At 73.1% G+C, this 11777-nt stretch carries 10 protein-coding genes, 1 tRNA gene and 1 pseudogene; 6 read left to right on the forward strand and 6 right to left on the reverse strand.

Annotated features, from left to right (window positions below):
• Positions 1 to 48: 48 nt before the first annotated feature.
• Genes BLW04_RS10520 through BLW04_RS10530 form a run of 3 tightly spaced genes read right to left on the reverse strand, consistent with a single transcriptional unit; the run spans position 49 to position 2347 of the window.
• Entirely contained in the window at positions 49 to 1515 is a 1467-nt protein-coding gene (locus BLW04_RS10520; protein WP_091539921.1) for a dihydrolipoyl dehydrogenase family protein, read from the reverse strand.
• Positions 1512 to 1787: an anti-sigma factor gene (locus BLW04_RS10525; RefSeq protein WP_091539924.1), complete on the reverse strand. Its 276-nt coding sequence runs from the start codon at positions 1785 to 1787 to the stop codon at positions 1512 to 1514. The genes BLW04_RS10520 and BLW04_RS10525 overlap by 4 nt, the downstream gene beginning before the upstream one ends.
• On the reverse strand, positions 1784 to 2347 hold the full coding sequence (locus BLW04_RS10530; protein WP_091539926.1) for an RNA polymerase sigma factor: 564 nt from the start codon (positions 2345 to 2347) through the stop codon (positions 1784 to 1786). The genes BLW04_RS10525 and BLW04_RS10530 overlap by 4 nt, the downstream gene beginning before the upstream one ends.
• 276 nt (positions 2348 to 2623) lie before the next feature.
• Between BLW04_RS10530 and BLW04_RS10535 the strand changes: the two genes are divergently transcribed.
• The gene (locus BLW04_RS10535) at positions 2624 to 3025 is read left to right on the forward strand and encodes a hypothetical protein (protein WP_091539931.1); all 402 of its coding nucleotides are present in this window, start codon (positions 2624 to 2626) and stop codon (positions 3023 to 3025) included.
• A 40-nt stretch (positions 3026 to 3065) separates the two neighbouring features.
• Here the strand turns inward: BLW04_RS10535 and BLW04_RS10540 are convergent, their stop codons facing one another.
• Positions 3066 to 3455: a heavy metal-responsive transcriptional regulator gene (locus BLW04_RS10540; protein WP_091539935.1), complete on the reverse strand. Its 390-nt coding sequence runs from the start codon at positions 3453 to 3455 to the stop codon at positions 3066 to 3068.
• An 82-nt stretch (positions 3456 to 3537) separates the two neighbouring features.
• On the opposite strand from BLW04_RS10540, the pseudogene merA reads away from it, so the two are divergent.
• From merA to BLW04_RS10555, 3 genes and pseudogenes are all read left to right on the forward strand, one after another.
• Positions 3538 to 4945, forward strand: a pseudogene (merA, locus tag BLW04_RS10545) (mercury(II) reductase).
• A 70-nt stretch (positions 4946 to 5015) separates the two neighbouring features.
• Positions 5016 to 6365: a dihydrolipoyl dehydrogenase family protein gene (locus BLW04_RS10550; protein WP_091539938.1), complete on the forward strand. Its 1350-nt coding sequence runs from the start codon at positions 5016 to 5018 to the stop codon at positions 6363 to 6365.
• A gap of 114 nt (positions 6366 to 6479) precedes the next feature.
• Positions 6480 to 7646: an MFS transporter gene (locus BLW04_RS10555; RefSeq protein ID WP_256375478.1), complete on the forward strand. Its 1167-nt coding sequence runs from the start codon at positions 6480 to 6482 to the stop codon at positions 7644 to 7646.
• A 141-nt stretch (positions 7647 to 7787) separates the two neighbouring features.
• On the opposite strand, the gene BLW04_RS10560 is transcribed toward BLW04_RS10555, so the two are convergent.
• A tRNA-Arg gene (locus BLW04_RS10560) sits at positions 7788 to 7860 on the reverse strand.
• Positions 7861 to 8628: 768 nt separating this feature from the next.
• Here BLW04_RS10560 and BLW04_RS10570 point away from each other — a divergent pair.
• Positions 8629 to 9000, forward strand: a complete 372-nt coding sequence (locus BLW04_RS10570) for a helix-turn-helix domain-containing protein (protein ID WP_175483995.1) — start codon at positions 8629 to 8631, stop codon at positions 8998 to 9000.
• Positions 9001 to 9102: 102 nt separating this feature from the next.
• Entirely contained in the window at positions 9103 to 9747 is a 645-nt protein-coding gene (locus BLW04_RS10580) for an APC family permease (RefSeq protein ID WP_175483989.1), read from the forward strand.
• A 195-nt stretch (positions 9748 to 9942) separates the two neighbouring features.
• On the opposite strand, the gene BLW04_RS10585 is transcribed toward BLW04_RS10580, so the two are convergent.
• A complete protein-coding gene (locus BLW04_RS10585) occupies positions 9943 to 11703 on the reverse strand; it encodes a PucR family transcriptional regulator (RefSeq protein ID WP_091539953.1) in 1761 nt (586 codons plus the stop codon).
• Between the last annotated feature and the right edge of the window lie 74 nt (positions 11704 to 11777).

The raw sequence follows: 11777 nt of genomic DNA on the forward strand, positions 1-11777 counted from the left end.
CGTGCGTTCGCTGCGGAGTTGACCGGCGTCCTCTGATCCAGGCGATGGTCAGCGGTGGCTGTCGAGCAGCGCCCGCCGCACCCGGACGACCGTTCCGGTCAGCAGCCGGGCCGCCGGGGCCGCCAGCCGCCCCTGGACGCGTTCCACCGCGGTATTCCATACGCCGTCGTTGTAGGTCGGATAGGCGTGCGTGGTGCCGGCCAGCGCCGAGGCGCGCATCCCGTGCCGGACGGCGAGGGTGAGCTCCCCGAGCGTCTCACCGGCCCGGGGGCCGACGACCGTGGCACCGACCAGACGACTTCGGCGGTCGAGGACCAGCGCGGTGAACCCATCGGTCTGCCCATCGGTCACGGCCCGGTCGAGATGGGTGTGCGCCGCCCGGTGCACGGTGCAGCCGGCCGGCGGGGCGGCGGTCGAGACCCCGACGGCGGCGAGCTCGGGATGGGTGTAGGTCACCCGGGGGACCACCGGATCGACACGGCGCCGCAGCCCGAGGACGGCGTTTGACGCGGCAAGGCTGCCGTGCACCCCGGCGGTGTGGGTGAACTGCGGGTGCCCGGTCAGGTCACCGGCGGCCCAGATCCGGGGGCTGGTGCTGCGCAGCGCGTCGTCCAGGACGACGGTGTGGTCGTCTCGAAGCTGGACGCCGGCGGCCGCGCAGCCCAGCTCATCGGTGCGGGGACGACGTCCCACGGCCACCAGCAGATCCTCGAAGGGCACGACCGCGTCGTCGGCGAGCAGCAGTTCACCGCCCTGGTCGTGGTGGGTGACTCCGGTGACGTGCTGTCCCAGCATCAGGCGCACGCCGTCGCGCCGCAGGGACTCGGCCACCAGCGAGGCGGCGTCCGGGTCCTCCTTGCCGAGCAGCCGGTCGGCACCCTCGACGAGGGTCACCTCGGCGCCCAGCCGGGCGAAAGCCTGGGCCAGTTCGCAGCCGATCGGGCCGCCGCCCAGCACGGCCAGCCGGGTCGGCAGGTCGGTCAGGTCCCACACCGTGTCACTGGTCAGCACGCGGCCAGGATCCAGGCCCGGGATCGGCGGCAGGGCTGGTGCCGCGCCGGTGGCCAGCAGTGCCTGCCGGAAGCGCACCGGCTGCCCGTCGACGTCGGCGGTGTCCGGGCCGGTCAGCCGTGCGGTGCTGAAGATCACGTGCACCCCAGCGGCGCGCAGTGCCTCCGGGGAGTCGACCGGGGCGATCGTGGCGATCGCTGCCTGCACGTGGGCCATCACCCGCGGAAAATCCACCCGGACACCGTCGACCTCCACCCCGAGCGGACCGGCGGAGCGGGCAGTCGCCGCGGCGGAGGCTGCGGCGAGCAGCGACTTGGACGGGACGCAGCCGGTCCACAGGCAGTCGCCACCGGTTCGGTCACGCTCCACGAGAAGTACCCGCGCACCCAGACCGGCCGCGGTCTTCGCCCCCACCATGCCCGCCGTGCCGCCGCCGACGACCAGCAGGTCCCAGACGCCGGACGGCACGGACGGGGACGCGGGCGCCGACGATGTGGCGGTCATCGGCGACCCTCCACGAGCTCGTCGACCACCCGGTGCATACGGTGCACCGCTGCCGGATCGGGACGCAGCCGTGCCGAGAGCCGCCACATCGCCCACCGCAGCGACCGGAAGTCCTCGACCGCGCTGGCGCAGCGGGCGCACTCGGCCAGGTGTGCTTCCAGGCGGGGGACCTCCGCCGGGTCCAGTGGGGCGGACGGATCGGCGTCGAGGTAGCGCTGCAGGCGGGCAGCGGTGAAGTGACAGGACAGCATCCGCCGGGCGCCGGCGATCATCGGACACTTCCTTCGCGGTCGGTGTGGGCACGGAGGTGGGTGCGCATCCGCTGGCGGGCCCGGCTCAGCCGGGACATGACCGTGCCCAGGGGGATGCCCAGGGTTTCGGCGACCTCGGCGTAGGTCAGCCCGTTGACGTCCACCAGGACGACGACGGTCCGGAACTTGGGGTCCAAGCTCCGGATGGCGCGCTCCAGGTCGTCGGGCAGGATGTCCCTCACAAGCTGCTCCTCCGGGCTTGGCTCGGCGAGGGCACCGAAGGCAGGACGCACCCCGGGCAGGATGCTGATGTCCTCGACGGTGTCCGGCCGGCGCCGACGGTTCATGTTGACGTGGGTGTTGCGCAGGATGGTCAGCAGCCAGGCCCGCGGATGCGCTCCGTCGAAGCCGTCCAGTGCCCGCCACGCACGCACCAGGCTCTCCTGGGTCAGGTCCTCGGCTTCGGCCCAGGATCCGGTGAGCGTGCGGGCGACCCGCAGCAGGATTTCGATCTCCGGCTCGACGTGGGCGCGGAACGACTCGGCCCGCCGAACGTCGGGATCAGCCGGCGGAGAGGACATGCCTCGGAAACCCGGTGATCGCCGCCACCTGTTCCCGGGCCGTCCCGGCGAGTCAGTTGATTTCTGAGTTTCCGGACGATGGGTCCTCGGCTGCCGCTTCGTTATCCATTCGTTGCCCCGTGCCCGCGTCCACCCGGATCCCGGGGTAACACAACGAGGCATGAGCTACGTCACTGATGACACAACGCATGCCGACCGTGCCGACGCAGGGCGGATGGCCCGTGGCTGGGCTGGGGCTTCGTCGCCGGCTTCCTGGCGGGAGGGCCGTTCATCGCGTTGAACGCCTGGTTCGCCGGCTCGATGGGGAACCCGCCGCTCACGCCCTTCCGGGTCGTCGCGACCATTGTGCAGGGGCCGCCGCCACCCCAGGCGACCATCTGGATCGGCATGCTGATCCACTCACTGCTGTCCGGCATCTTCGGGCTGGTGTTCGCCGCCCTGATCGCATCGATGCGGCGCCGGACCTCGCACGGCGCGCTGCTGTGGGCCGGGCTGATCTACGCCGGGCTGATCTACATCGTCGATTTCCAGGTGCTCGCCCGGTTCATCCACCAGTTCTCCGCCTTGCGGGCCACCAACCAGCCTCTCGAACTGGCCGCGCACCTCGTCTTCGGTGCCGTGCTGGTCGCGCTCCTTGCCCTGTGGGCCCCGCGCACCCGCGGGCGCCGCGCCGAGTAGGCCGGGCTGACCTGACCGGCTGCACCGGAGAGCAGCCTTGCTACAGATAGCGGCAGACGGTAGCCGGGTCGCAGGTCTCCGGGTCGGCGGCGGCGGTTCCGGCGTGTAGCCCGGCCACGGTGGCGCGGAGCTCGAGCAGGTCGGCGATCTGCCGGTCCAGGTCGGCCAGCCGGCGGCCGAGCAGGTGCTGGACGTGCTCGCAAGGGGCGTCGCCACTGTCGCGGATCTCGAGGACCTCCCGGATCTCGGCCAACGTCAACCCGGCGCCTCGGCTGCGGCGGATGAAGTCCAGGCGGGGGAGTGTCTCGTTCGAGTAGTCCCGGTAGCCGGCGCTGGTGCGCGCCGGTGGGGGAAGCAGCCCCGCCGTCTCGTAGAAGCGCAGCGCCTTGGTGCTGATGCCGGCGGCCGTGGCCACCTTGCCGATACGCACGGTCTCTCCTTCGTTCCTGGTGTCGGCTTGACCTTGCCCTGCACGGGAAGGTCCAGCCTGGACGCAATCGAGGAGGTCAGCAATGCGTGCAGGTGCGCAGCAGAGCCGCGACGAGGTCGACCTGGCGGTGATCGGGCCGGGTGGGGCGGGGCATGGCAGCGGCGATCGCCGCCCGGCAGGCCGGCGCCAGCGTCGTCGTGATCGAACGCGGCGTGCTGGGCGGCACGTGCGTCAACGTGGGGTGCGTGCCGTCGAAGACGCTGCTGGCCGCGGCGGGCGCGCGCCACGGTGCGGCGACCAACCCCTTCACCGGGGTGCCGACCTCGGCCGGGAAGGCCGACCTGGGTGCGCTCGTGGCGCAGAAGGACGAGCTGGTCGCCGGGATGCGTCAGGCCAAGTACGCCGACGTCGCCGGCGCCTATGGGTTCGAGGTGCTCGCGGGACACGCTCGCTTTCCGGATCCCTCCACCCTGGAGGTCGATGGTCACGCGCTGCGGGCGCGGGCCTGCATCGTGGCGACGGGTTCGGAGCCGGATCGGCCCGATCTGGCCGGGCTCGCCGAGGTCGAGTACCTGACCTCGACGACGGCCATGGAGCTGGCCGAGGTACCGGAGTCGCTGGTCATCATCGGTGGCGGCTACGTCGGCATGGAACAGGCGCAGCTGTTCGCGCACCTCGGCGCACACGTGACGATCGTCGGACGACTGGCTCCGCAGGCCGAGCCGGAGCTGACCGAGGTCCTGCGGGGCGTGTTCGCCACCGATGGCGTCGAGGTGGTCGAGGAGCGGGCCAGCGCGGTCGCCGGCAGCGCGGCACAGATCACGGTGACCACCGCGTCCGGCCGGCGGGTGAACGGCCATCGGCTGCTGGTCGCCACCGGCCGCCGCGCCCGCACCGACGGCCTCGGGCTGGCAGGCGCCGGAGTGCGCACCGATGAGCGCGGCTCCGTCGTCGTCGACGAGGGCGAGCGCACCTCCAATCCCCGCATCTACGCCGCCGGCGACGTCTCCGGCGCACCGCAGTACGTCTACGTCGCCGCCGCGGGCGGTCGGGTCGCGGCGCTCAACGCGCTGGCAGCCGACCCGGCGGCTCCCGCGGCCCGAGTGGACTACACCGGGCTGCCCAGCGTCGTGTTCACCCGGCCGCAACTCGCCTCGGCCGGATGGAGCGAAGCGGAGGCGTTGCGGCGGGGGCGCCGCTGCGAATGCCGGATCCTGCGGTTGGACGATGTGCCTCGCGCGCTGGTCCAGCGGGACACCCGGGGTGCGGTGAAGGTGATCGCGGACGCCGACACCGGGCGGCTGCTCGGCGTGCACGCCCTGGCCGACGGCGCGGGCGAGATGATGCTGGCCGCCACCTACGCCATCAAGGCCGGGATGACCGTCGACGACCTCGCCGACACCTGGGCGCCCTATCTGACGATGGCCGAGAGCCTGCGGATCGCCGCGGGCCTGTTCCGCAACCAGCTGCCGACCTCCTGCTGTGCCTGATCGGCGCCAGCAGCACTCGACCGGTCAAGGCGCTCAGCACCACCACACATGGCACGCGAAGGGAGACATCATGACCGAGCAGGTCGACGTCGCAGTGATCGGGATGGGACCGGGAGGTGAGGTCGCCGCCAGCCGGCTGCTGGCCGCCGGCAAACGGGTCGCGGTGATCGAACGCGAGCTGATCGGTGGCGAGTGCGCCTACTGGGCGTGCATCCCGTCCAAGACGGTGCTCCGGCCGCCGGAAGCCGCCGGTGCGGCCGATCGCGCCGCGGGAGCCGGGGGCGCACGGCTGGACTGGCCGCAGGCGCGGGAGTACCGCGACTACATGGCCCGCCACCTCGATGACTCCGGTCAGGTCAGCGGCTACGCCGAGCAGGGCGCGCTGGTGCTCAAGGGCGAGGCCCGGCTGCTGGCTCCCGGGCGCCTGGAGGTCGCCGGCCGGGAGGTGCGTGCCGACCACGTCGTCCTCGCGACCGGCTCGGAAGCCGTCGTCCCGGCCATCGACGGCCTCGATGAGGTGACTGTCTGGACGAACCGGGAGACCTACACCGCCGCGGACCTGCCCGCCCGGGCGGTCATCGTGGGCGGCAGCGCGGTCGGCATCGAGACTGCGCAGTTCCTGACCCGCTTCGGGGTACAGGTTACCGTCGTCCAGCGCGGGGACCGGCTGCTCGGCCGGGAGGAGCCCCGCGTCGGGGAGCTCGCGCGGACCGCCCTGCAGGCGGCCGGAGTCGACGTCCGCACCGGCACCAGCCCCCGGCGCGCCCACCGGGAAGGCGCCGACAGCGTGCTGGACCTCGAGGACGGCAGCCAGGTCCGTGGCGATGTGGTCATCGTCGCCACCGGGCGCCGGCCGCGGACCGATGGCCTCCGCCTGGAACGTGCCGGTGTGCGCCTCGGCAGCTCGGGCGGGATCGTCGTCGACGAGCACTGCCGCGCCGCCGACGGAGTGTGGGCGCTCGGCGACGTCACCGCCGTCATGCCCTTCACCCACGTGGCCAAGTACCAGGGGCGCATCGTCGCCGACGCGATCCTCGGCCGGCCGCGCGCCGCCCGGTACGACGGCATTCCCCGGGTGGTGTTCGCCGACCCGGAGATCGCTGCCGTCGGACTCACCCAGGCCCAGGCCGACGAGCGCGGGCTGCACACGACCGCGGCCGAGGTCGACCTGGCCCGGTCGCTGGCCCGGCCCTGGACCTACGAACGCGACCCCCGGGGCCGGCTCGGCCTGCTCGCCGACACCGACCGCCGCGTCCTGGTCGGCGCCTGGGCGGTGGCACCCCAGGCGGGGGAGTGGATCCACCAGGCCGCCATGGCGATCCGGGTCGGGATCCCTGTCGACACCCTGCTGGACCAGGTCGCCCAGTTCCCCACCTACAGCGAGGGCTATCTCACCGCGCTGGAGGCGCTGGACATGTGAGTTCTGCACAGGGTGCGGCTGCATGGCGACGGATGAGGAGGTCCCGAAACGGGAACCGACAAGAAGCGGACGTCGGCGGACCACAAGGCCGAGAGATCGTCACTCGCCGGACTGCTGCGCCAGCCGGCCTACCGACGGCTGTGGACGGCGCGGACCGTGTCGCAGTGGGGAGATGCCTTCAACACCGTCGCCCTGGCCCTGCTGGTCTACTCACTGACCGGTTCAGGCCTGGGAGTGTCCGGCGTGGTGATCGCCGAGATCATTCCGGTCCTCGCGCTGGCGCCGCTGGCCGGCGCGCTCGTCGACCGGTGGCCGCGCGTGCGGGTGATGGTCGGCGCCGACCTGGCCCGCGGGGCGCTCGCCTTCGTGCTGCCGTTCGTCGACGGCAGTGTGGTGCCGGTCTACGCCGTCGCCGTCGGGCTCTCGGCGGGGGCGGTGTTCTTCAACCCGGCCGCGCAGTCCGTGGTCCCGGCCATCGTGCGGGAGCGGGAGTTGGTCGCGGCCAACAGCGGGCTGTGGAGCGCGGCGGTCATCTCCCAGATCGTGCTGGCTCCGTTGGCGGGCGTCGTAGTCGCCGCCTTCGGCTTCAGCTGGGCGTTCTGGGTCAACGCCGCCAGTTACCTGCTGTCCGCGCTGGTCCTTCGCCGGCTGGCGCTGCCCGCCGCCCCGGCGCCGGGCGAGCGCGGGTCCTGGTATCACCAGGCGCGGGAAGGCATGTCGGCGATCACCGGGCATCCGCTCCTGCGCGCCCTGGCCGCCGGGCAGTTCCTCGCCGCGCTGTCGGCCGGCGCCACCGGCGCCCTGCTCGTCGTGCTCGCCCGCGACCACCTGCACCTCGGCGCCGGGAACTACGGCCTGCTGCTCGGCGCAATCGGTGTCGGCGCCGCAGCCGGTCCCTTACTGCTCGCCAGGCTCACCGACAACCCCCGCCAGCCGGGATACGTCCTCGGCCCGTTCCTGCTGCGGGCCGCCGTCGACGCCGTCCTGGCTACCGTGACCGGCCTGGTGCCGGCGATGGCGGCCCTGATCGCCTACGGGCTGGGCACCTCCACCGGGGCGGTCACCTTCAACTCCTTGCTGCAGACCGAGACTCCCGAACGGTTGCGCGGCCGGGTCTTCGCCGGCTTCGACGTCCTCTGGCAGTCCGGCCGGCTGCTGTCCCTGCTCCTGGGTGGCCTGCTCGCCGACGTGCTCGGCATCCGCGCTGTCTACTACCTGGGCGCCGGACTTCTCGTCGCCGCCGCGGGCGTCGGATGGACCGGACTCCGGCGGCGCAGCTGACCGGGTCGGACGGGACCGGCATCCCGTCCGACCGCGCTCAGCGCTGTGGAGGACCTCGACGGTGCTGTCCGGGGTGAACGGCCGGCCGGGTCCGCTTCCACACTGTGGGTCCGTGACCCATCGACATCACGGCGTGGTGTGCGCGCCCGGCAGGGATCGAACCTGCGACCAAGTGCTTAGAAGGCACCTGCTCTATCCACTGAGCTACGGGCGCTCGGCGACAGATCATCGCATCGCCCCGGCGGCCCGTGCGTCGCCTCAGCCTGAATCCAACGTCGAGGTAGTCGCGTAACTGCGCGTCGGAATGCACGAATCCCCCTTCGGGTAGGGGCGGCGATGCGGTTCGCCTCAGGCCGGCGTCGTTCGTGCAGCAGGGCATCCGTTGGATGCAACTGTCTCATCGGCGCCGGTCGCCCGGGCCGTGGTCAGCGTCTCGGTGCGCAGCCGGGCCGCACCCCGGGCGGAGTTGGTCCCGCCGGCGTCGCCTCGGCTGGCGGCGATCACCGGCGGCGTGGACGCGATGGACAGCAGCGCGTCCCGCGCACGCCGGCGCCCTGCTTGGCGTAGCCGTGGGCTTACCAGATGATGTCATCGAGGTCGACGTAGGAGACTCGTTCGGCGCCGGCCGGCAGCGGCGTGCAGTGCGCCGGGCGGTCAGGAATGCCGCGGCCACGCTGTCCAGTTGGCGGACGTGGCCGAAGGTGAACGACCGCAGGAATGTGCCCAACGTCGACGGTGTCCGAATCCCGGTGGACAACCGGGTCATGCCGCCGTGCCGCAGCCGGCGGGCTGAACGGGAACGGACTGGTGCTCGTGCGGGCCGGCTCGGCTACACCTACGACATGGTCGCCGCGGCACGCCGCGGCGGAGCCAGGTTCTCCGTCACCGCCCGGATGACCGCCACCGGGCGTCCCTAGGGCTGTCCGGCCCAGGGATCGCCGGCTTCCGCCGCACGCACGCGCAGGCACAGGCGGCCCGCCGCGTGGCCTCCGCGGAGACGACACCGGCGATCAGCTTCGGCGACGAGGGCGTGGCGATCACCTCGCTGCTGGCGAACGACGTGGACTCCACCCGGGCATGGGTGGCCGAGGTGTTGGGCCCGTTGGCCATCGACACCGCGGCCACCCGCCTGCTCCGGGAGACGCTGCGGGTGTTCTTGCTGAACGGTGAGAACTACACGGACACCGCCGCCGCCATAAACTTGCACCGCAACACCGTCCAGTACCGCGTCACCAAGGCGTCGCAGCACAGCGGAGCGCCCGTCAGCTCCAGCTGGGTCGACCTGGCGGTGGCGCTCAACGTCTGCCACTTCCTCGGCCCCGCCGTGCTGGACGTCGTCACGACCCGAGGTTGACCATCACTTGCTTGACCTGGGTGTAGTCCTCGAACCCGTACATCGACAGGTCAATTCCGTAGCCGGAGTGTTTGCGGCATCTCGGCGACCAGCGGGATGTGCGTGTTCACCCACACGCAGCCGAAGTCCAGCCGCTTGGTCATCCGCATCGCGCGGCCCAGGTCCTACGCGGCAACGTTCCTCGCCGCGGCGCTGAGCGGGCTTTTCCTCTTCTACGGGTTCGAGGCGTGCGGCGACGTGGCCGAGGAGGTCGCCGACCCGACCCGGCGCATCCCGCGGGCGATGATCCTGACGATCCTGGTGGGCGGCGTCTCCGGGTTGCTGTCCTTCGCCGGCTACGTGCTCGCCGCACCCGACCTGCAGGCGATCGTGGCCGGCACCGACGCCGACCCGATCCCGACGATCCTGGTGAACTCCCTGGGCACCCTGGGCACCGTGGGCGCCAAGGCCTTCCCGGTCATCACGGTGACCGCCTTCATCTCCTGTGTGCTCTCGCTCCAGGCGGCCGGCAGCCGGCTGCTGTACGCCTTCGCCCGCGACCGGATGCTGCCGGGGAGCCGGTGGCTCTCGCACGTGTCGGACAAGCACTCCGTGCCCACCAACGCCCTGGCGGTGGTCTGCGTCGTGCCGATCCTGATCGCGCCGTTCGTGTTCTGGCGGCCGGACACCCTCGCCCGGGTGACCGCGTTCGCGGTGCTCGGCATCTACGTCGCCTTCCAGGCCGTCGTGCTCGCCGTGCTGCGCTAGCGGCTCAAGGGCTGGCGCCCGGCCGGCCTGTGGAACTTCGGCTCTTGGGGGATGGTGGTCAACGTCGTCGCGCTGGCCTATGGCGTGTTTGCCATCGTCCTGCCCTGCAGCCGGCGGACACCGACGCGTTCCTCGACCGGTGGATCGTGCTCATCGGGCTGCTCGTGGTCGGCGGCGCCGGGCTGCTCTACCTGTTCATCGCCCGCCCGGACCGCAACTCCGAGGACGTTCCCGAGGGCGATGCGATCGAGGTGGCCGCCCAACTGCGCCGGATCCGGGCCCGGGCCGGGTCGACAGCGCCCGCGGAGGAGCTGCGCTGACGTCGTCCCTCGCCGGCTGAGGGGCTGACCGCCGCCGGTCGCCGCCCGTGCCGTGGAGCACGGGCGGCGGCCTGCCCGCCGGGCGGGTCGGCCGGATCAGGACGGCCGCTGGACCTCCGGTCGCGGCGGTGCGGTTCCCCCGGCGGCAGTCTCGGACCCCGGCGCGGACGCCGGGGGAGCCCAGGTCCCGGCCGAGCAGGTTCCCGACCCGCCGGATCCGCTTGCGCAGGGTGTGCCGGTGCACGCCCAGCCGGACGGCCGCGGGCTCCCACTGCCCGTGGTGGGCCAGCCAGGTGCGCAGCGAGTCGATCAGCTGACCGCCGCCGGCCACGTCGGCGGCCACCACGGGGGCCAGCAGTGCCTCGGCGAACGCGCGGGTGCGGTCGGGGTCCAGCAGCGGGGTGAGGCCCAGCCCGGCCAGGTCGGCGAAGTGGGTGACGGAGGACCCGCCCAGCCGGCTCTGCTCGGCGGCCTGCCGGGCCTGCCGGGTGCCGGCGGCCAGCTGGGCCCACGGCACGGCCGGGGAGATGCCGACGGCCACCCCCGGCACCCGGTCGGGCAGGACGGCCAGCCGCTGCGCGAGTTCCCCCGCGTCGGTGACCAGCAGCACCAGGGCGTCGTCCAGCTCGGCGGAGAACAGCGGCTCCCGGGCGTGGGCCGCCGCGTCGGCGGCGACGTCGACCGCCGCAGAGCGGTGCTCGGGGCTCCCCAGGACGGCGAGGACCCGCAGCGGACCGGTGGGCAGGTGTTCGCCCAGCGCCTCCACCGCCGGTGCCACCACGGCCTCCTCTCCGGCCAGCAGCATCCGCAGCAGCGCGGCCCGCAGCGCCGCCGTCGCCGTGTCCAGCGCCCGGGACTGCTCCAGGCGCAGGGTCAGCAGCAGGGCGGCGGCGTTGACGACGTGCCGGTCGGCCGCCGGCACCGGGCCGGGCAGCCCCACCGCGAGGAAGCCGCGGGTGCGGGGACCGTTGCCCAGGGACTGCAGCAGCACCGACTCCCCGGGCCGGGACAGGGCGGCGCTGCTCGGGGCACGGACCACCCGCAGCCGGTCGACCTCCGCGGCGAGCCCCGCCGCGCGCCCCAGCGCAGCCGGCGGCCGCGCCTCCAGGGGTGTGCCGGCGGCGTCCATCAACAGTGCCCAGCCCCCCACCTGGCGGGCCACCCGGTCCACCACGGTCGCCGGGGCGCCCGGCGCCAGCGCGGCCCGGGTGAGCTCCTGCAGAGCGGTGGAGGTGCGGCTGACCGCGGCGTACTCCTCGGCCGCCAGCGCGGCCGACACTGCCCGGGACAGCGCGATGAACGGGATCTCCCGGGGGACCTCCAGCACCGCCAGCCCGCAGGCGTCCGCCGCGGCGACCAGCTCGGCGGGCACCGTGCCGTGGCTGATCCCGGTGCCCATGCCCAGGCCGACGACGCCGGCGTCGGCCAGCCGCCGCACGTAGACGGCGAGCTGCGGTCCGCAGGCCAGGGCCAGGCCGGTGGTCAGGAGCAGCTCGCCACCCTCGAGGAAGGGCGTGGGGTCGGTCAGCTCGCTGACGTGCACCCAGGACACCGGACGGTCCACGGGTGCGGCGGTGGTGTGCAGGGTGAGCGCGAGCGCCGGGTTGTCGAGGAGCTGGGAGACGGTGACCGGCACAGGGCGACCTTCGACGGAGTGGACACTGGGGTGGCTGCGGAACGCCGGTCTGGACGGTACCGCCGGTCACGTGC

The organism is Modestobacter sp. DSM 44400 (genome assembly GCF_900107175.1).
GTDB lineage: Bacteria > Actinomycetota > Actinomycetes > Mycobacteriales > Geodermatophilaceae > Modestobacter.